This window comes from Klebsiella sp. 2019SCSN059 (assembly GCF_021739525.1).
In the GTDB taxonomy this organism is placed as follows: Bacteria; Pseudomonadota; Gammaproteobacteria; order Enterobacterales; family Enterobacteriaceae; genus Klebsiella; species Klebsiella quasipneumoniae.
On record NZ_JAKKOM010000011.1, the window covers coordinates 1 to 20533 of the forward strand.

Genomic DNA, 20533 nt, shown 5'->3' on the forward strand with positions numbered 1-20533 from the left:
TTGGTGGGTCGTGCAGGATTCGAACCTGCGACCAATTGATTAAAAGTCAACTGCTCTACCAACTGAGCTAACGACCCACTCTGGCGTCGCTTTGGGCTTGTTTGATATCCCTTGGCAACGGCGGCATATATTACTGATTTCAGAATTCAGCGCAACTAAAATTTCGATAAAGATCACTTAACTGCTGGCGATTCAGGCGACAAGACCAGAAATAACGCGATTTCTGGTCATGCCGTAATCAACCAAGAGCATTAAGTCGTTTTTGCGCTTGTTTCGCACCGTCGGTGCCGGGGAATTTGCTGATCACCTGCTGGTAAACCGCTTTCGCTTTCGCGGTATCACCTTTGTCCTGCATGATCACGCCGACCTTAAACATGGCGTCCGGCGCTTTTGGCGATTTCGGGTAGTTCTTCACCACCGAGGCGAAGTAAAACGCCGCATCGTCTTTTTTCCCCTTATTGTAGTTCAACTGTCCGAGCCAATAGTTGGCGTTCGGCTGATAAGTTGAATCCGGGTACTTTTTAACGAAGTTCTGAAACGCCACCATGGCGTCATCCTGGCGTGAAGCATCCTTCACCAGGGCAATGGCCGCATTGTAATCGGTGTTCGCATCGCCGGTCATCGCCGGAGCGCCTGACGAGGCCGCTGGCGCTGCGCTGGCGGTAGCCGCGCTCTGATCGCCGGAAGACGACGACGCCTGGGCGCCAGCCGCCGCTGCGCCACCTCCGCTCGTCAGCCCGTCAATCTGCAGCAGAATCTGCTTCTGACGCTCAACGATCTGATTCAGCTGATACTGGTTCTCCTGGATCTGACCACGGAGAGAATCAATGTCAGTCTGGTTATCAGAGAGTTGTTGCTGGAGTTGGGTTAAAAGCTGGCTGTGAGCATTGGAAATACGCTCGAGTTGAGTGACACGGTCTTCGACCGAGCCTGAGCCGACACTACTGATTGGCGCCTGAGCAAAAGCGGCCCAGGGGGCCGCTATGCCAACCAGTAACGACAGACTCAATAAATGATGTCTGAAGTTACTGCTCATGCAATTCTCTTAGTAAACCAGTACGGCGCGACGGTTTTTGGCATATGCCGCTTCGTCATGACCCAGTACTGCTGGTTTTTCTTTACCGTAAGAAACGATGGAGATCTGATCGGCAGAAACACCTTTGCCCTGCAGATACATCTTAACGGCGTTAGCACGACGCTCACCCAGCGCGATGTTGTATTCCGGGGTACCGCGCTCATCCGCGTGACCTTCTACAGTCACTTTGTAGGATGGGTTGCTGCGCAGGAAGTTAGCGTGCGCGTCCAGCATTGCAGCGAAGTCAGAACGGATATCGTACTTGTCCAGATCGAAGTAAACGATGTTGTTCTGCTGCAGCTGCTGCATCTGCAGACGAGCTTGCTCTTCAGAAGACATGTTGCCGCCGTTGCCGTTAGCGTCCATACCAGTGCCGGCACCCAGCATGCCTTCACCGCTCTGGTCGTTGCTGGCGTTCTTGTTAGAAGAACATGCCGCGATTGCCATAACCGGCAGAGCGATCATCAGCCCTTTCAGCACTTTGTTCAGTTGCATTTCTTTGATTCCTTTAATAATCAATTATTTATTATCACAGATACGGCGACCAGGCAGGCGATTTTACCTGTCCATCAGTTGCCGGAAGACGCGCTTTGAAACGCCCATCTGTAGAAACCAGATTCAGCACGGATCCCATCCCCTGAGAAGAGCTGTAGATTACCATAGTGCCGTTAGGTGCCAGACTTGGCGTTTCGTCTAAAAACGTTGATGACAGAACCTGTACACCACCCGCTTCCAGATCTTGTTTGGCAATGTGCTGCTGGCCGCCGGCCGAGCTGACCATTACCATCGTTTTACCATCCGCGCTCACGTCAGCGTCCTGGTTCTGCGAACCTTCCCAGGTGATACGCTGCGGCGTGCCGCCATTAATATTGACTTTATACACCTGCGGACGACCGGCCTGGTCAGAGGTAAAGGCCAGGTTCTGGCTGTCCGGGAACCAGCTTGGTTCGGTGTTGTTGCTGCGACCGTTGGTCACCTGACGAATCTGACCCGAGCCCAGATCCATCACGTACAGGTTCAGGCTACCGGTTTTCGACAGCGCGAAGGCCAGTTTAGAACCATCCGGCGAGAACGCCGGCGCGCCGTTGTGCTGCGGGAAGGAGGCAATCTGACGCACAGCGCCGTTCGCCAGGGTCTGCACCACCAGCGCAGAGCGACCGCTTTCGAAGGTGACGTAAGCCAGTTTTGAACCGTCCGGTGACCAGGCCGGGGACATCAGCGGCTGGGAGGAGCGGTGAACCACAAACTGGTTGTAGCCATCATAATCGGAAACGCGCAGCTCATACGGGAACTGACCGCCATTGGTCTGCACCACGTAGGCGATACGAGTCCGGAAGGCGCCTTTAATACCGGTCAGCTTTTCAAATACCGCGTCGCTGGCAGTGTGCGCGGCATAGCGCAGGTACTGTTTAGTGACTTTGAAAGAGCCTTGCGCCAGCGTTGTGCCCGGCGCACCGCCGGTATCCACCAGCTGATACGCTACCTGGTAAGAACCATCCGGGTTTGACGTCACCTGGCCGACGACCACGGCGTCAATGCCCAGCGCAGACCAGGCAGCAGGCTGCACTTCCTGGGCACTGGTCGGCTGCTGTGGCAGACGCGAGCGATCCAGCGGGTTAAATTTACCGCTGTTGCGCAGGTCAGCCGCCACGATACCGCCAACATCTTCCGGCGCAGCGCCCTGGCCGGCCCACTGGAACGGTACCACGCCGATGGGGCGCGCCGAGTCCACCCCCTGGGTGATCTCGATACGTACTTCTGCGTGCAGCACCGCCGCCCACAGCATTAAAAAACCAAATGCTACTCGTAATGCCTGCTTCATCATATCTCCCTTATCCGGGCGAAAAGCCCACGATAATTTAGCAGAATGTTAACAAACTCAAATACACAAAACTACCAAAACCCATGACCGCCCTATTTTCTTTCCCCCCGCTGACGCGGGGGGAAAAGCGCTTAAGGTTTGAAGTCCAGTGGCGCATTTTTGAACGTTTCATAAACAGCCTGCGACGGCGGTTTAGGGAATTTGCTCATCCGACTGGTGGCCGCCAGCATTTGCTGGCAGAACGCCGGATCGCCGCCTTCCGATTTCACACTCAACAACGTTCCATCCTGAGCCAGGTTTACGCGCAACGTACATACTTTACCCTTGTACGTATCCCAGTCATAGAGATGTCCTTTAATCGCGGCCTGCACCTGCGAAATATAGCTGGCAATCTCCGCCTGAGACGCGCCGCCCTGCCCCGGTTTACTTCCTTTAGCAGGTGAAGAGCCACCTGTGCTACCGCTGGTGCTACCTTTCGGCGCATTCTTACCTGAGCTCAGATCGCCGAGCAGGTCGTCCACGCCGTCCGCTTCTTTCGCGGCAGCCGCTTTCTTCGCTGCCGCGGCTTTTGCTGCTGCCGCTTTGGCCGCTTTATCGGCCGCCGCCTTCTCAGCAGCAGCCGCTTTGGCTGCCGCGGCTTTTTCAGCTGCGGCGGCTTTCTCGGCGGCGGCCTTCTCCGCGGCCGCTTTTTGCGCGGCGGCCTTCTCAGCGGCTTTTTCGGCGGCTTTTTCTGCTGCCGCTTTTTCAGCCGCTGCCTGCTTAGCCGCTTCCTGCTGAGCCTTCTTCTCCGCTTCCTGTTGCGCTTTCTTCGCCGCTGCCGCTTCCGCTTTCTTCTGTGCCTCTGCCGCGGCTTTCGCCGCTTCGGCTTCCGCCTGTTTCTTCGCATCGGCAGCCGCTTTCGCGGCGGCGGCTTCGGCCTGTTTCTTCGCGTCAGCCGCCGCTTTCGCTGCCGCCAGTTCAGCCGCTTTCGCCTGGGCATCCGCCTTCGCTTTCGCCTCGGCGGCCGCTTTGGCCGCCGCTTCCTGCGCTTCTTTGGCCTGCGCATCCGCTTTAGCTTTCGCCGCCGCGGCAGCCTTGGCAGCGGCTTCCTCAGCCTGCTTCTGTTGTTCCTTCGCTTCTTTCGCCGCTTCCTGCGCCTGCAGCCGCTCCTGTTCGAGCTGTTTCAGCCGTTCCTGTTCCGCCGCCTGCTTCTCACGTAACTCTTCCGCCTGCTGCTGCGCCTGTTTTTCACGCTGTTCAGCGGCGCGACGTGCGCTGGCCTGCTGCTGTTGCTGACGGTTATAATTGTTTACCACCGCCCCCGGATCGACCATGACGGCATCAATCGACGATCCCCCGCCGCCGCCGGCAGAGGCATCCAGATGCTCGTCAAACGAACTCCATATCAGCAGCGCGATCAGTATGATGTGCAGCGCGACTGAAATGATGATCGCTCGTTTAAGCTTGTCGTTTTGTTCGGTTGCCTTTGACACTATCGGTTCCCAAAAACTGTTCGCCTGTACCCGCGATGCGCACCGACGGCGAGCGATACTCGCCGCCGAACGCCGTGCGGACGCACCTACCTGAAGCGATTAAATAGGTTTGGTCATCAAGCCGACCGATTTAACCCCTGCGCTATGCAACAGGTTCAGCGCTTTAATAATTTCATCGTAAGGGACGTCTTTCGCACCGCCGATCAGGAATACCGTTTTCTCATTGGCTTCAAGACGACGCTTCGCTTCGGCAATCACCTGCTCCGGCGGCAGCTGGGACAGCGTCTCCTGCCCCACTTTCACGCTGTACTGCCCTACCCCGGAGACTTCAACAATCACCGGCGGATCGTCATTGCTTTTCACCGCTTGCGATTCCGTGGCGTCCGGCAGATCGACTTCCACGCTCTGCGTAATGATCGGCGCCGTTGCCATAAAGATCAGCAACAGCACCAGCAGGACATCCAGCAGCGGAACGATGTTGATCTCGGACTTCAGTTCGCGACGTCCGCGTCCACGTGCTCTGGCCATGGCTTACCCCTTATTGCTTTCGCTGGTGGTAAAGGCCTGACGGTGCAGAATAGCGGTGAACTCTTCCATAAAGTTGTCGTAATTCAGTTCAAGCTTGTTCACCCGCTGGTTCAGGCGGTTGTACGCCATCACCGCCGGGATAGCGGCGAACAGACCGATCGCGGTGGCGATCAGCGCTTCGGCGATACCCGGCGCCACCATCTGCAGGGTGGCCTGCTTCACCGCGCCAAGGGCGATAAAGGCGTGCATGATCCCCCAGACGGTGCCGAACAGACCGATATACGGGCTGATGGAGCCTACGGTGCCGAGGAACGGAATATGGGTCTCCAGCGTTTCCAGCTCGCGGTTCATCGAAATACGCATCGCGCGCGATGCCCCTTCGACGATCGCCTCCGGCGCATGGCTGTTGGCCCGATGCAAGCGCGCAAACTCTTTGAAGCCGCTGTAGAAGATCTGCTCCGAACCGGTCAGATTATCGCGACGCCCCTGGCTCTCCTGATACAAACGGGACAGTTCAATCCCGGACCAGAATTTGTCCTCGAACGCTTCAGCTTCGCGCGCGGCCGAGTTAAGGATACGCGTTCTCTGAATAATGATAGCCCAGGAAGCGATAGAAAAACCAATCAAAATCAACATGATAAGTTTAACCAGAAGGCTCGCCTTCAGGAACAAATCAAGGATATTCATGTCAGTCACTGCTTAAACTCCGCGACAATAGACTTGGGAAGCGCACGTGGCTTCATTAAGAGTGGATCAACGCACACAATGAGAACCTCAGCTTCGTTTAACACTGTATTCTCGGCGTTGACGATTCGCTGCGTGAAAACCAAAGAGGTGCCGCGCATCGAGGTAATTTCCGTCTGAACTTCGAGCATGTCGTCGAGTCTGGCGGGGGCAAAATACTCCAGCGTCATTTTGCGAACCACGAAGGCAACGCGTTCAGCCAACAGAACCTGTTGACTAAAGTGATGGTGGCGCAGCATCTCTGTGCGTGCTCTTTCATAAAAAGCGACGTAACTGGCGTGGTAAACCACACCACCGGCGTCGGTATCTTCGTAGTAGACCCGAACCGGCCATCGAAACAGCGTTGTATTCACTTTACATCCCGGTAATGCAAAAAAAGGTTAGAGCTTTCAAACTTCGCTACTATACGCGCGGGAAAGGTGGTTTGGAATGGGGGAAAGTAAACGGGGCGTAAATTTTTATGGGCTTATGCAAGCCCATAGCATTAACAGAGATCTCTTATTCAAAAGAAGAAAAAGAAGAGACCTAAAGCGAGCACGATATCAGCGATAAGCGGACAAAAAATCCCCTGCCAGTGAACGGCACGCGGGCGGAAGCCCACGCCGTGAATTACGCCGCTGCAAACCGCCCACATCAGCAAGAAACCGTGCCAGATTTCCAGCTCGCTGGTCTTCGCGGCAAAGCGCGAAGGATCCCAGAAAATGCAGCCTGCCAGCAGCAGCGCCATCAACAAGGAAAGCGCCCTTAACGGGCGCTTGTCCATTATCGCATACATATACTTTATCATTCACGTCGCCTCTTTGTTGGCTACGTCTGCTTACCCCAGTCACTTACTGGTGTAAGCTCCTGGGGATTCACAGACTTGCCGCCTCGATGCAACCCGAATGATTTCGTATATCGCATCACGATAATACTCATCAGTGTTCTTCTTTACCTGCTTTGGTGGCTTCCACGTGCTCAAGCGCCAGCGCGGTAATCACCCCAAAGGCACAGGCAAGAAGCGTTCCCAAAATCCATGCGAAGTACCACATATATAGCTCCTTACCTTAGTACAGCGAGTGGGTGTTCTTTTCGATGTCTTCACGGGTGATGCGGCCAAACATCTTCCAGTAACACCAGCTGGTGTAGCCCAGAATGATCGGCACGAAGACAATCGCCACGTAGGTCATCAGGTTCAGCGTCCGCTGGCTGGAGGTCGCGTCCCACATCGTCAGGCTGGCGTTCAGCATGGTGCTGGACGGCATGATGAACGGGAACATCGCGATACCGGCAGTCAGAATGATGCAGGCCAGGGTCAGCGAGGAGAACAGGAATGCCCAGGCGCCTTTATCCGCTTTGGTCGAAACGACGGTCAGCAGCGGCAGCACCACGCCCAGGGCAGGGATCGCCCACAGCGCTGGCATATTGTTAAAGTTCACCATCCACGCGCCCGCTTCACGCACCACTTCTTTGGTCAGCGGGTTAGACGGGCCGGTATGGTCAATCACCGATTTCACCACATAGCCGTCGATGCCGTAGTAGACCCACACGCCCGCCAGCGCGAAGCAGACCAGCGTCACCAGCGCCGCCACCGTGGAGACGGTGCGGGTGCGCAGATGCAGTTCGCCTACGGTACGCATCTGCAGGTAGGTCGCGCCCTGGGTGAGGATCATCGCCACGCTGACGATACCGGCCAGCAGACCAAACGGGTTCAGCAGCTGGAAGAAGTTACCGGTATAGAACAGACGCAGGTATTCGTCGACATGGAACGGCACGCCCTGCAGCAGGTTGCCGAAGGCCACGCCAATCACCAGCGGCGGCACGAAGCTGCCGATGAAGATGCCCCAGTCCCACATATTGCGCCAGCGGGTGTCCTCGATCTTGGAACGGTAGTCGAAACCGACCGGACGGAAGAACAACGAGGCCAGCACCAGAATCATCGCCACATAGAAACCGGAGAACGCCGCGGCGTAGACCATCGGCCAGGCAGCGAACAGCGCGCCGCCGGCGGTGATCAGCCACACCTGGTTACCGTCCCAGTGCGGGGCGATGGCGTTGATCATAATCCGACGCTCGGTGTCGTTACGGCCGAGGAAGCGGGTGAGCATGCCCACCCCCATGTCGAACCCGTCGGCGACGGCGAAGCCAATCAGCAGGATGCCAATCAGCAGCCACCAGATAAAACGCAATACTTCATAATCGATCATTTGACGACTCCTGTCTTAGCGTGCCGACTGAATAGCCGCAGAGGACTGTTCAAAGTGATAGCGGCCGGTTTTCAGGCTGCTAGGTCCTTTGCGGGCAAACTTGAACATCAGGAACAGTTCAGCCACCAGGAACAGCGTGTACAGACCGCAGATCAGCAACATAGAGAAGATCAGATCGCCCGCGGTCAGCGACGAGTTGGCCACCGCCGTCGGCAGGACTTCACCAATCGCCCACGGCTGACGGCCGTATTCGGCAACAAACCAGCCCGACTCCACGGCAATCCACGGCAGCGGCAGGCCATAGAACGCGGCGCGCAGCAGCCATTTTTTCTCGCCGATACGGTTACGAATCACGCTCCAGAAGGAGGCGCCGATAATCAACAGCATCAGGATGCCGCACGCCACCATGATACGGAAGGCGAAGTACAGCGGTGCGACGCTTGGAATAGAGTCTTTGGTGGCTTTGGCGATCTGCTCTTCCGTGGCGTCAGCGACGTTCGGGGTATAGCGTTTCAGCAGCAGACCATAGCCGAGATCTTTCTTCACGTTATTGAACTGGTCGCGAACGGCCTGGTCGGTGGAACCGGCGCGCAGTTGCTCCAGCAGCGCGTAGGCTTTCATGCCGTTACGGATACGCTCTTCGTGCTGAACCATCAGATCCTTCAGACCGATAACCGGCTTATCCACCGAGCGGGTGGCAATGATGCCCAGCGCGTAGGGGATCTGGATGGCGAAGTGGTTGGTTTGCGCATTCTGATCGGGAATACCAAACAGGGTAAAGGCCGCCGGCGCAGGCTGGGTTTCCCACTCTGCTTCGATAGCCGCCAGTTTGGTTTTCTGCACGTCACCCATTTCGTAACCGGATTCGTCACCCAGCACAATAACGGAGAGGATCGCCGCCATACCGAAGCTGGCTGCGATGGCGAAGGAGCGCTTAGCAAAGGCAAAGTCACGACCTTTCAGCATGTACCAGGAGCTGATAGCCAGGATAAACATCGCACCGGTGACATAGCCAGACGCCACAGTGTGAACGAATTTCACCTGAGCAACCGGGTTGAGCACCAGTTCGGAGAAGCTGACCATCTCCATACGCATGGTTTCAAAGTTGAAGTCCGATGCGATAGGGTTCTGCATCCAGCCGTTAGCGACGAGGATCCACAGCGCGGAGAGGTTGGAGCCCAGAGCGACCAGCCAGGTGACGGCCATATGCTGAACTTTACCCAGACGATCCCAACCGAAGAAGAACAGACCTACAAAGGTGGATTCGAGGAAGAAGGCCATCAGACCTTCAATGGCCAGCGGCGCGCCGAAGATATCGCCCACGTAGTGTGAGTAATACGACCAGTTAGTCCCGAACTGGAACTCCATGGTCAGACCGGTCGCCACACCCAGCGCGAAGTTGATACCAAACAACTTGCCCCAGAATTTGGTCATATCTTTATAAATCTGTTTGCCGGAAAGGACGTAGACCGTTTCCATGATGGCCAGCAGGAACGCCATACCGAGCGTCAGTGGCACAAACAGGAAGTGGTACATCGCGGTCAAGGCAAACTGTAAGCGCGACAGTTCGACTATATCTAACATCATGACTCCTTGCTCATCGCATGAAGACTCCGAAAATGAACCGAGAAGCTCTGGCTCATACGCATGCCCCAATACAAATTTTTATTTGTCGCCCGCCCGGAGCGGGTTTCAACCGAAAGTGAAACCACGCCAGGACAAGGTTACAAATACGTTAACGAAAAACCCAATTGATTCCCCAATATATTACGCCGCAATAACCTTACAATAAATATGTTTTTATTGTTCCAGTTTTACATTTTTCGACGGTGATCAATATATAGCGAAGATGGCCGGTTTAGGCCAATTTGACTTGAGACAATTTAACGTTTTTTGAAGGATTTTTCCAAGCATTAAGTATTGATATAAATCAATTTTTACTCTACGTGTTAATTATGTAGCTCAATAAAGAATATTGGTAAACCTAATGTTAATGCTGTGTTTAAAGTATGCCTTGATTGGTTACTAAAAAGGGAAAGATGAGAATCATAGGTAATATTATTTAACGCCACAGGAAAAAAATAAAAAAAAGAGCCGATCCGATTAATGCTAGACCGCTCACAGTATTTTTTCCTGCTTTCTTCTCCCCTCCCCCACTTTTTTTTACTGTCTGTTTCGTTACCCTGCGGTACGACCAGGGCAAATTTTCATTTCCGACAACCGCGCGTCGATAATATTTATGAAATAATTCATAAAATCAATATGATAGATAAGGTTTTTGCCAAACGCAGGGTTTGCTGACGCAGCGGCTTTCGGAAGAAGCGGACAACGGCCAAAAAAAAGGCCACCTGACGGTGGCCAACCATGTCGAAATCGGACAGATTTCTGCTTGCGGATAAGCAGAGAGGGTTTACTTGATGATAGCTTTCAGCGCTTCGCCGATATCGGCCAGACTGCGAACGGTTTTCACACCGGCTGCTTCCAGGGCTGCGAATTTTTCATCGGCAGTACCTTTACCGCCAGCGATGATGGCGCCAGCATGGCCCATACGCTTGCCCTTCGGCGCGGTCACGCCGGCGATGTAACCGACAACCGGCTTGGTCACGTGCTCTTTGATGTAGGCAGCCGCTTCTTCTTCCGCGCTACCGCCGATCTCACCGATCATCACAATCGCTTCGGTCTGCGGGTCTTCCTGGAACAGCTTCAGGATATCGATGAAGTTAGAGCCCGGGATCGGGTCGCCGCCGATACCGACGCAGGTAGACTGACCGAAGCCGTAGTCGGTGGTCTGCTTAACTGCTTCATAGGTCAGTGTACCGGAACGGGAAACGATGCCCACTTTACCCGGCTTGTGAATGTGACCCGGCATGATGCCGATTTTGCATTCGCCCGGCGTGATCACGCCTGGGCAGTTCGGGCCGATCATGCGCACGCCCGCTTCGTCCAGTTTCACTTTCACGGTCAGCATATCCAGCGTCGGGATACCTTCGGTGATGGTGATAATCAGCTTAATGCCCGCGTCAATCGCTTCCAGAATGGAATCTTTGCAGAACGGCGCCGGAACGTAGATCACGGTCGCGGTGGCGCCGGTCGCTTCAACGGCTTCGCGCACGGTGTTGAACACCGGCAGGCCCAGGTGAGTGGTGCCGCCTTTGCCTGGCGTCACGCCGCCAACCATTTGCGTACCGTAAGCGATCGCTTGTTCAGAGTGGAAGGTCCCCTGGCTACCGGTGAAGCCCTGGCAGATAACCTTGGTATCTTTATTAATTAAAACTGACATTATTTCCCCTCCACTGCGGCAACAACCTGCTGTGCTGCGTCCGTCAGACTTTTCGCTGCAATAATATTCAGGCCGCTGTCAGCCAGTTTTTTCGCGCCCAGTTCGGCGTTGTTACCTTCCAGACGAACCACGACCGGAACGTTAACTCCAACTTCCGCTACCGCACCGATGATGCCGTCAGCGATCAGGTCGCAACGTACGATACCGCCGAAGATGTTCACCAGCACCGCTTTCACGTTGTCATCAGAGAGGATGATTTTGAACGCTTCGGTGACGCGCTCTTTGGTCGCACCGCCGCCCACGTCGAGGAAGTTAGCCGGTTCGCCGCCGTGCAGTTTAACGATGTCCATGGTACCCATCGCCAGGCCCGCGCCGTTAACCATGCAGCCGATGTTGCCGTCCAGCGCGACGTAGTTCAGTTCCCACTGCGCCGCCTGCGCTTCACGCGGATCTTCCTGCGACTGGTCGCGCATTTCGCGCAGATCCGGCTGGCGGAACAGCGCGTTGCCGTCAGCGCCCAGTTTGCCGTCGAGGCAGATCAGGTCGCCCTGCTTAGTGATAACCAGCGGGTTGATTTCGATCAGCGCCAGGTCGCGCTCCAGGAAAATGGTCGCCAGACCCATGAAGATCTTGGTGAACTGCTGAACCTGTTTACCTTCCAGACCCAGTTTGAACGCCAGTTCACGACCTTGATAAGGCATCGGGCCCGCCAGCGGATCGATGGCGATCTTGTGGATCAGGTGCGGGGTCTCTTCCGCCACTTTTTCGATTTCCACGCCGCCTTCGGTAGAGGCCATGAACACTACGCGACGGGAGCTACGGTCAACGACCGCGCCCAGGTACAGCTCTTTGTCAATATCGGTCGCCGCTTCAACCAGGATCTGGTTAACCGGCTGGCCGTTCGCATCTGTTTGATAGGTCACCAGACGTTTGCCCAGCCAGTGCTCGGCAAATGCGCGGATCTCTTCTTTGCTCTTCACCACTTTCACACCGCCCGCTTTGCCGCGGCCACCAGCGTGAACCTGACATTTCACTACCCACGGACCCGCGCCGATTTTTGAAGCGGCTTCTTCTGCTTCACGCGGAGTAGTACAGGCATAACCCACCGGCGCCGGTAAGCCATAGCGGGCAAAAAGTTGTTTTGCCTGATATTCATGTAAGTTCATGTGTTCAGTCCATCCTTCAGGGTGTAATTATCTTTAAACCTGTAGGCCTGATAACGGCGTTAACGCGTGTTATCCGGCCTACGGTAGGTAATACGCTTGCTGACTACACGTCCAGCAGCAGACGGGTCGGATCTTCCAGCAGCTCTTTAATCGCCACCAGGAAGCCTACCGATTCACGTCCGTCGATCAGACGGTGGTCGTAGGAGAGCGCCAGGTACATCATCGGCAGGATCTCTACCTTGCCATTCACCGCCATCGGACGGTCTTTAATGGCATGCATACCCAGGATGGCGCTCTGCGGTGGGTTGATGATCGGCGTGGACATCAGGGAGCCGAACACGCCGCCGTTGGTAATGGTGAAGTTACCGCCGGTCAGGTCGTCTACGGTCAGCTTGCCGTCACGGCCTTTCACCGCCAACTCTTTAATATTCTTTTCGATATCCGCCATGCCCAGCAGGTCAACGTCACGCAGAACCGGGGTGACCAGGCCGCGTGGAGTGGATACGGCCATGCTGACGTCGAAGTAGTTGTGGTACACCACGTCGTCGCCATCGATAGAGGCGTTCACTTCCGGATAGCGTTTCAGCGCTTCCACGACCGCTTTCACGTAGAAGGACATAAAGCCCAGACGGATGCCGTGACGTTTTTCGAACGCGTCGCCGTACTGCTTACGCAGATCCATGATTGGCTTCATGTTGACTTCGTTGAACGTGGTCAGCATGGCGGTGGAGTTCTTCGCTTCCAGCAGACGCTCGGCCACGCGTTTACGCAGGCGGGTCATCGGGACGCGTTTTTCAGAGCGGTGGCCCAGCTGCGGCGCCGGCGCGGCTGCCGGGGCAGCGGCTGGCGCTTTGGCTTCTGCCGCCGCCGGGGCTTTCGCCAGATGTTTCTCGACATCTTCGCGGGTCAGGCGGCCGCCGACGCCGGTGCCTTTGATGGCCGCCGCGTCGAGGTTGTGTTCAGCCAGCAGACGACGGATCGCCGGGCTCAGCGCATCGTTGTTCTGCTCTTCCAGAGAGGCCTGCTGACGCTGCGCCGGCGTGGACGCTTTCGCATCGGCTTTTTCGCTGCTTTCTTTACCTGCGCTGTTACCTTCGCGCAGGCGGCCAAGGATCTGGCGAGACAGGACGGTAGCGCCCTCGTCTTCCAGCACTGCATCCAGAATGCCGTCCGCTGATGCCGGTACTTCCAGTACCACTTTGTCAGTTTCGATTTCGACCAGGACTTCGTCACGGACGACCGCGTCGCCCGGTTTTTTGTGCCAGGTGGCGACGGTTGCGTCAGCTACGGACTCAGGCAGGTCGGGAACCAGAATATCTACGCTACTCATTGTGTATCCTTTAATTAATCGACGTTCAGCGCGTCATTGACCAGATCTTGTTGCTGTTTCTGGTGAACGGACATATACCCTACCGCCGGAGAGGCGGAGGCCGGGCGGCCTGCATAACGCAGAGAGGCCCCAAACGGAATCACTTCACGGAAGTGATGCTGGCTGCAGTACCATGCGCCCTGGTTGAGCGGCTCTTCCTGGCACCAGACAAAATCATGTACGTGCGCATACGCTTTCAGCGCATCCTGCACCGCCTGATGCGGGAACGGATAGAGCTGCTCGATACGAACGATAGCGACATCTTTTTGCTCGTTTTTACGGCGCTGTTCCAGCAGGTCGTAGTAAACCTTACCAGAGCACAGCACCACGCGCTTCACAGCCTGCGGATCAAATTGATCGATTTCACCGATGGCCGGCAGGAAAGTGCCGTTTGCCAGCTCATCCATGCTGGAGACCGCCAGCGGATGACGCAGCAGCGACTTCGGCGACATCACCACCAGCGGACGACGCATACCGCGCAGCGCCTGACGACGCAGCATGTGGTACACCTGCGCCGGCGTGGACGGCACGCATACCTGCATATTCTGCTCAGCGCACAGCTGCAGATAACGCTCCAGACGGGCGGAGGAGTGCTCCGGGCCCTGGCCTTCGTAGCCGTGCGGCAGGAGCATCACCAGGCCGCACATCCGGCCCCACTTCTGCTCACCGGAGGAGATGAACTGGTCGATCACCACCTGCGCGCCGTTGGCGAAGTCGCCAAACTGCGCTTCCCAGATGGTCAGGGTGCGCGGCTCTGCAGTGGCGTAACCATATTCAAACGCCAGCACCGCTTCTTCAGACAGCACGGAGTCCCAAACGCGGAACTGGCCCTGACCGTTATGGACATGCTGCAGCGGGGTGTAGGTTGAACCATTGGTCTGGTTATGGATCACCGCATGACGGTGGAAGAAGGTGCCGCGACCGGAGTCTTCCCCGGACAGACGCACCGGAATACCTTCGTCAACCAGCGTGGCGTAGGCCAGGTTTTCAGCGCCGCCCCAATCGAACAGCTTCTCACCTGCCGCCATCGCCTGGCGGTCGGCGTAAATTTTCGCCACGCGGGACTGCATTTCGATACCTTCCGGCACCGTGCTGATGCGTTTGGCCAGCTCCTGCAGACGCTTCGGCTCCACTTTATCCGGATAGCTCTCGTCCCACTCATGGTTGAGGTACGGCGACCAGGTAAAGGAGTGCATGTTCATCGGACGCCATTCCTTCACCACGCATTCGCCGGCATCCAGCGCATCGCGGTAGAGGTTAACCTGCTCGGTAGCATCTTCCAGGGTCGCGACCTTGTCCTGCTCCAGCTTGTCAGCATAGATTTTGCGCGGAGTCGGGTGCTTTTTGATCTTCTGATACATCAGCGGCTGGGTTGCGCTCGGCTCATCGGCTTCGTTATGGCCGTGACGGCGGTAGCACACCAGGTCGATGAAGACATCGCGTTTGAAGGTATTGCGGAAATCCAGCGCCAGACGGGTGACGAAAGCGACCGCTTCCGGATCGTCGGCGTTGACGTGGAAAATCGGCGCCTGCACCATTTTACCGATGTCGGTGCAGTACGGGGTCGAACGCGCATCCAGCGGGTTAGAGGTCGTGAAGCCCACCTGGTTGTTGATAACGATGCGCACGGTCCCGCCCACTTCGTAACCGCGGGCTTTGGACATGTTCAGGGTTTCCTGAACCACGCCCTGACCGGTCACCGCGGCGTCGCCGTGGATAGTGATCGGCAGAACCTTGTTGCTGCTCGGCTCGTCCAGACGATCCAGACGGGCGCGTACGGAACCGATCACCACCGGGCTGACGATCTCGAGGTGCGACGGGTTAAACGCCAGCGCCAAGTGCACCAGACCGCCTTCGGTTTCTATATCGGAAGAGAAGCCCATGTGGTACTTCACATCGCCGGTACCGAGGTGTTCTTTATGTTTGCCGGCAAACTCGTCGAACAGGTCCTGCGGTTTTTTACCCAGCACGTTGACCAGCACGTTGAGACGGCCACGGTGCGCCATGCCCAGCACCACTTCACGGGTGCCGCTCTTACCCGCATGGCGGATCATCTCTTTGAGCATGGGGATCAGGGCGTCGCCACCCTCCAGCGAGAAGCGCTTCGCCCCCGGGAATTTGGCGCCGAGGTAGCGCTCCAGCCCTTCCGCGGCAGTCAGTTCGCCGAGGAAACGCTTTTTCTCTTCCGCGGTAAAGCTCGCTTTGCCGGCTACCGATTCAATGCGCTGCTGGATCCAGCGTTTTTCTTCGGTAGAGGTGATATGCATGTATTCCGCGCCGATGGAGCCGCAGTAGGTTTGCTTAAGGGCGGCAATCAGCTCGCCCAGCTTCATCGTGTCTTTACCGATGGCAAATGAACCTACGTTATAGCTTTCCTGGAAATCGGCCTCGGTCAGATCGTGGTAGGCCGGATCGAGATCCGCCACTCTCTCTTGCTTCCACAGCCCCAGCGGATCGAGATTCGCATGCTGGTGGCCACGGAAACGGTATGCGTTGATGAGCTGCAGGACTTTAACCTGCTTCACATTGGTGTCTGGGTCGGAAATCGAAGAAGTGTAACGTGAGGCATCCTTCGCCAGTCGACGGAAATAATCACGCGTTTTGGAATGAAATTGATCCGGTTTAACTCCGGTGCCAGGTAACTGCTGGAACATTGAACGCCAGTTGGCGTCAACAGAGTCAGGATCGGTTAAGAAGTCTTCATAGAGCTGTTCTATCCAGCTCTGGTTCGAACCAGAGAGGTAAGAAGAGTCCAGCCAGGCTTTCATTGCGCCGTTCTGCATCGTGATCCCTTAAGCATTCATATGCTTATTTCGCCGTAGAAACTACCACGCACACCGAGTGCACGTGCCGGGGTTCACTTGTTGCGGACGAGTTGTGGTTTCTATCCGCTAAGGAACCTTTAAAAACTGCCATTAATCTTCGGCGTTCAGGCTGCGGTTGCGTTAGCTGCCTTCACTTACCCCGGTGACATAGTTCACTATGCTCCCGGGGATGCGTTCAGTTGCCGCCTTACCTCGCTCTGAACGCCTTGATTACTGGTACATATTTGGCGGTTTTTAAAGATTTCCTGCTATATCTATTGCCTGATGGCGCTTCGCTTATCAGGCCTACAAAATATGCTCCTGTAGGCCGGATAAGACGTTTACGTCGCCATCCGGCAACTAAAACAACTTACGCGCTGCGCTGCAGCAGCATCGACTTAATATGGCCGATGGCGCGCGTCGGGTTCAGCCCCTTAGGACACACACTGACGCAGTTCATAATGCTGTGACAGCGGAATACGCTGAAAGCATCGCTCAGGCCGTCCAGACGCTCGCTGGTTTCGGTATCGCGACTGTCGATCAGGAAGCGATACGCGGCCAGCAGGCCTGCCGGGCCGATGAACTTGTCCGGGTTCCACCAGAACGACGGGCACGAGGTCGAACAACATGCGCACAGAATACACTCGTACAGGCCATCGAGCTTCTCACGCTGCTCAGGCATCTGCAGATGCTCGCGAGCCGGAGGATTTTGCCCATTATTCAACAAGTAAGGCTTAATCTTCTCATATTGTGCATAGAATTGCCCCATGTCCACCACCAAATCACGGATAACCGGTAATCCTGGCAGCGGGCGGATAACAATCTTCTTGCCCGGCTGATTCAGCGCGGAGATCGGCGTGATGCACGCCAGACCGTTTTTCCCGTTCATGTTCAGGCCATCGGAACCGCAGACCCCTTCACGGCAGGAGCGGCGGAACGACAGCGACGGATCTTTTTCTTTCAGCTGGATCAGCGCATCCAGCAGCATCATGTCACGACCTTCTTCCGCGTCGAGGGTGTAATCCTGCATGTGCGGAGCGTCGTCAACATCCGGGTTATAGCGATAAATTGAAAACTCGAGTTTCATTTTCCTGTCTCCGCATTAATAAGTACGAATCTTCGGCGGGAATGCCGGACGCAGTTTCGGTTCCATGTTGACGCTACGACGCGTCATGGATTCCGACTCTGGCAGATACAGGGAATGGCACAGCCAGTTTTCATCATCACGATCCGGGAAGTCGAAGCGGCTGTGGGCGCCACGGCTCTCGGTACGGAAGTTAGCGGATACGGCGGTCGCGTACGCGGTTTCCATCAGGTTATCCAGCTCCAGGCACTCAACGCGCTGGGTGTTAAACTCGCTGGAGGTATCGTCGAGACGGGCGTTTTTCAGGCGCTCGCGGATCACTTTAAGCTGTTCCAGACCTTTGTGCATCGCATCGCCTTCGCGGAACACCGAGAAGTTATGCTGCATACATTCCTGCAGCGCTTTGCGGATCGCCACCGGATCTTCACCGGAACGGGTGTTGTTCCAGCGGTTGAGGCGGTCCAGCGAGCCTTCGATATCGGATTCGCTGGCGTCGCGCAGCGTGCCCTGCTCGGCGATAGACTCCTGCAGATGCAGGCCCGCCGCGCGGCCGAAGACCACCAGATCGAGCAGCGAGTTGCCGCCCAGACGGTTGGCGCCGTGGACCGATACGCAGGCGATTTCGCCCACCGCGAACAGACCCGGGATCACCACGTCTTCGCCCTTCTCATTGACGGTCAGCGCCTGGCCGGTCACTTTGGTCGGAATACCGCCCATCATGTAGTGGCAGGTTGGGATAACCGGGATCGGCTCTTTCACCGGATCGACGTGAGCAAAGGTGCGGGACAGCTCAAGGATACCCGGCAGACGAGATTCCAGAACCTCTTTACCCAGGTGATCCAGTTTCAGTTTCGCGTGCGGGCCCCACGGACCGTCGCAGCCGCGGCCTTCGCGGATCTCGATCATGATGGAACGCGCCACCACGTCACGACCCGCCAGGTCTTTCGCGTTCGGCGCATAACGCTCCATAAAGCGCTCGCCGTGTTTATTCAGCAGATAACCGCCTTCGCCGCGGCAACCTTCGGTGACCAGAACCCCGGCCCCGGCGATACCGGTCGGGTGGAACTGCCACATTTCCATATCCTGCACCGGCACGCCGGCGCGGATGGCCATCCCGACGCCGTCACCGGTGTTGATGTGGGCGTTGGTGGTGGACTGATAGATACGGCCTGCGCCGCCGGTCGCCAGCACGGTGGCGCGGGCTTTAAAGTAGACCACTTCGCCGGTCTCGATGCACAGGGCGGTACAACCCACCACCGCGCCGTCCTGGTTTTTCACCAGATCGAGGGCATACCATTCGGAGAAGATAGTGGTGTGGTTTTTGAGGTTCTGCTGGTACAGGGTGTGCAGCAGGGCGTGGCCGGTACGGTCAGCCGCCGCCGCGGTACGCGCCGCCTGCTCGCCGCCGAAGTTCTTCGACTGGCCGCCGAACGGGCGCTGATAAATACGGCCGTCGTCAAGACGGGAGAACGGCAGGCCCATGTGCTCCAGCTCGAGAATCGCTTCCGGGCCGGTCTTACACATATATTCGATGGCGTCCTGGTCGCCGATATAGTCCGACCCTTTTACGGTGTCGTACATATGCCATTCCCAGTTATCTTCATGGGAGTTACCGAGCGCGACGGTGATACCACCCTGCGCGGATACGGTGTGCGATCGGGTCGGGAAAACTTTGGAGAGCAGCGCACAGGTCTGTCCGCTCTGGGAAATTTGCAGCGCCGCGCGCATACCTGCGCCGCCGGCACCGATGACAACAGCATCAAACTCTCTGACTGGCAATTTCATTACACACCCCACACCACAACAAATCCATAAAGAACGTAAGCCACCAGCGCCACAACGATAGCCAGTTGCAGAACCAGGCGCAGAGCCAGTGGTTTAACGTAGTCCGTTAACACCTGCCACATCCCGATCCAGGCATGGATAAGAATGGAAACGAGAGCCAGCAGAGTGAAGACTTTAGTGAAGCCGGAGGCAAAGAATCCGGTCCACACTTCCCATGAGATTTCACCGGTGGTAGCGAAGAAGCCAACCATGTAGATGATGTAGAGGGTCAGAACGATGGCGGTAGCACGGACCAGAATAAAGTCATGTACGCCGTTGCGTCCCAGTGCTGAGGCGTTGCTTACCATACGAGGACTCCTGCGAGAAGTGAAAGCACGACAGTAATAACAAAAGAAATCTTGGCGGAACGTTTCCCTGCTTCGAGGGTTTCGTCCAGGTAGCCAAAGTCCATCATCAGATGGCGGATACCAACAACGACGTGATAGGCCAGCGCGGTGAGAATGCCCCACATGATGAACTTCACAAAGAAGCTATCCATGATCGAGGCCGCCGTCAGAAAACCTTCAGGGGAGGAGAGGCTGGTGCCCAGCAGCCAAAGCAGAATTCCGACCGCCACGAAGGTGATGACACCGGAAACGCGATGGAGAATGGACGCTATCGCCGTGATTGGGAACCGTATCGTTTGTAGATCCAGATTGACAGGTCTTTGTTTTTTCACATTTCTTACCATGAATAACGCCCACATGCTGTTCTTATTGTTTCCTTCCTCCGGTCTGCTTGCGGGTCAGACAGCGTCCTTTCTATAACCAGAAGTCATGTTAAAACGTCTTTTCAGGCATTAAAACATCACTAAACAACGCTGGGTGGCTCGGGATTGCAGGGTGTTCCGGAGACCTGGCCGCAGTATAGGCCGTTCACAAAATCATTACAATTAACCTACATATAGTTTGTTGGGTTTTCTCCGGAACAGTGATCAAGGTCACGATAACAACATTTTTTTAATTTTTAATCACCTGATTTGACAAATATTAAACATTCTTGTTACAACCATTACCAGTTAAATGCAATAATGCTCAAAAGTTATGAGGTCATGCTTTCACCTGAGAATAAGTTATGTAACAGTGTGTCAGTATTGACCGATGTAATCAGGACAGTTATTAGTGGTATACAGGTTTTAATATTCGGACTGCTAAAACGCTGATTTGCTGTTGTTTCACC

At 55.8% G+C, this 20533-nt stretch carries 20 protein-coding genes and 1 tRNA gene; 1 reads left to right on the plus strand and 20 read right to left on the minus strand.

The window, feature by feature from the left end:
- Position 1 precedes the first annotated feature (1 nt).
- The 20 genes from L2I46_RS13435 to sdhC all read right to left on the minus strand — a co-directional run bounded on the left by L2I46_RS13435 (position 2) and on the right by sdhC (position 20060).
- A tRNA-Lys gene (locus L2I46_RS13435) sits at positions 2–77 on the minus strand.
- 161 nt (positions 78–238) lie between these two features.
- Positions 239–1036 carry a cell division protein CpoB gene (gene cpoB, locus L2I46_RS13440; protein ID WP_065804712.1) on the minus strand — a complete coding sequence of 266 codons (798 nt, stop codon included), beginning with the start codon at positions 1034–1036 and terminating at the stop codon, positions 239–241.
- A gap of 9 nt (positions 1037–1045) precedes the next feature.
- Positions 1046–1570: a peptidoglycan-associated lipoprotein Pal gene (pal, locus tag L2I46_RS13445; RefSeq protein ID WP_002895068.1), complete on the minus strand. Its 525-nt coding sequence runs from the start codon at positions 1568–1570 to the stop codon at positions 1046–1048.
- Positions 1571–1604: 34 nt separating this feature from the next.
- A complete protein-coding gene (gene tolB / locus L2I46_RS13450; RefSeq protein WP_023288877.1) occupies positions 1605–2897 on the minus strand; it encodes a Tol-Pal system beta propeller repeat protein TolB in 1293 nt (430 codons plus the stop codon).
- A gap of 131 nt (positions 2898–3028) precedes the next feature.
- A complete protein-coding gene (gene tolA / locus L2I46_RS13455; RefSeq protein ID WP_004885996.1) occupies positions 3029–4369 on the minus strand; it encodes a cell envelope integrity protein TolA in 1341 nt (446 codons plus the stop codon).
- Between the two features lie 99 nt (positions 4370–4468).
- The gene (tolR, locus tag L2I46_RS13460; RefSeq protein WP_002895061.1) at positions 4469–4897 is read right to left on the minus strand and encodes a colicin uptake protein TolR; all 429 of its coding nucleotides are present in this window, start codon (positions 4895–4897) and stop codon (positions 4469–4471) included.
- A gap of 3 nt (positions 4898–4900) precedes the next feature.
- Entirely contained in the window at positions 4901–5593 is a 693-nt protein-coding gene (gene tolQ, locus L2I46_RS13465) for a Tol-Pal system protein TolQ (RefSeq protein WP_004152221.1), read from the minus strand.
- Positions 5590–5994, minus strand: coding sequence for a tol-pal system-associated acyl-CoA thioesterase (gene ybgC / locus L2I46_RS13470; protein ID WP_002895056.1), 405 nt, complete (start codon positions 5992–5994; stop codon positions 5590–5592). Before ybgC ends, tolQ begins: the two co-directional genes overlap by 4 nt.
- 149 nt (positions 5995–6143) lie before the next feature.
- A complete protein-coding gene (gene ybgE / locus L2I46_RS13475) occupies positions 6144–6428 on the minus strand; it encodes a cyd operon protein YbgE (RefSeq protein WP_008805691.1) in 285 nt (94 codons plus the stop codon).
- A gap of 130 nt (positions 6429–6558) precedes the next feature.
- The gene (cydX, locus tag L2I46_RS13480; RefSeq protein WP_004100325.1) at positions 6559–6672 is read right to left on the minus strand and encodes a cytochrome bd-I oxidase subunit CydX; all 114 of its coding nucleotides are present in this window, start codon (positions 6670–6672) and stop codon (positions 6559–6561) included.
- 15 nt (positions 6673–6687) lie between these two features.
- Positions 6688–7827, minus strand: coding sequence for a cytochrome d ubiquinol oxidase subunit II (gene cydB, locus L2I46_RS13485; RefSeq protein WP_004885993.1), 1140 nt, complete (start codon positions 7825–7827; stop codon positions 6688–6690).
- 15 nt (positions 7828–7842) lie between these two features.
- Entirely contained in the window at positions 7843–9411 is a 1569-nt protein-coding gene (cydA, locus tag L2I46_RS13490) for a cytochrome ubiquinol oxidase subunit I (protein ID WP_002895047.1), read from the minus strand.
- An 826-nt stretch (positions 9412–10237) separates the two neighbouring features.
- Complete coding sequence (sucD, locus tag L2I46_RS13495; RefSeq protein WP_004885990.1) at positions 10238–11107, minus strand: succinate--CoA ligase subunit alpha; 870 nt, start codon at positions 11105–11107, stop codon at positions 10238–10240.
- Complete coding sequence (gene sucC / locus L2I46_RS13500; protein WP_002895039.1) at positions 11107–12273, minus strand: ADP-forming succinate--CoA ligase subunit beta; 1167 nt, start codon at positions 12271–12273, stop codon at positions 11107–11109. Before sucC ends, sucD begins: the two co-directional genes overlap by 1 nt.
- A gap of 103 nt (positions 12274–12376) precedes the next feature.
- Entirely contained in the window at positions 12377–13603 is a 1227-nt protein-coding gene (odhB, locus tag L2I46_RS13505) for a 2-oxoglutarate dehydrogenase complex dihydrolipoyllysine-residue succinyltransferase (protein ID WP_023288876.1), read from the minus strand.
- A gap of 14 nt (positions 13604–13617) precedes the next feature.
- Entirely contained in the window at positions 13618–16425 is a 2808-nt protein-coding gene (gene sucA / locus L2I46_RS13510; RefSeq protein ID WP_236947939.1) for a 2-oxoglutarate dehydrogenase E1 component, read from the minus strand.
- A gap of 391 nt (positions 16426–16816) precedes the next feature.
- Complete coding sequence (gene sdhB / locus L2I46_RS13515) at positions 16817–17533, minus strand: succinate dehydrogenase iron-sulfur subunit SdhB (protein ID WP_023288874.1); 717 nt, start codon at positions 17531–17533, stop codon at positions 16817–16819.
- Between the two features lie 15 nt (positions 17534–17548).
- Positions 17549–19315 carry a succinate dehydrogenase flavoprotein subunit gene (sdhA, locus tag L2I46_RS13520; protein ID WP_004179067.1) on the minus strand — a complete coding sequence of 589 codons (1767 nt, stop codon included), beginning with the start codon at positions 19313–19315 and terminating at the stop codon, positions 17549–17551.
- Positions 19315–19662, minus strand: a complete 348-nt coding sequence (gene sdhD / locus L2I46_RS13525) for a succinate dehydrogenase membrane anchor subunit (protein WP_002894949.1) — start codon at positions 19660–19662, stop codon at positions 19315–19317. The genes sdhA and sdhD overlap by 1 nt, the downstream gene beginning before the upstream one ends.
- Entirely contained in the window at positions 19656–20060 is a 405-nt protein-coding gene (gene sdhC, locus L2I46_RS13530; RefSeq protein WP_004142216.1) for a succinate dehydrogenase cytochrome b556 subunit, read from the minus strand. Before sdhC ends, sdhD begins: the two co-directional genes overlap by 7 nt.
- A gap of 324 nt (positions 20061–20384) precedes the next feature.
- Here sdhC and L2I46_RS29730 point away from each other — a divergent pair, with 324 nt between their 5' ends.
- Positions 20385–20516: a hypothetical protein gene (locus tag L2I46_RS29730; protein ID WP_418272143.1), complete on the plus strand. Its 132-nt coding sequence runs from the start codon at positions 20385–20387 to the stop codon at positions 20514–20516.
- The last annotated feature ends 17 nt before the right edge of the window (positions 20517–20533 follow it).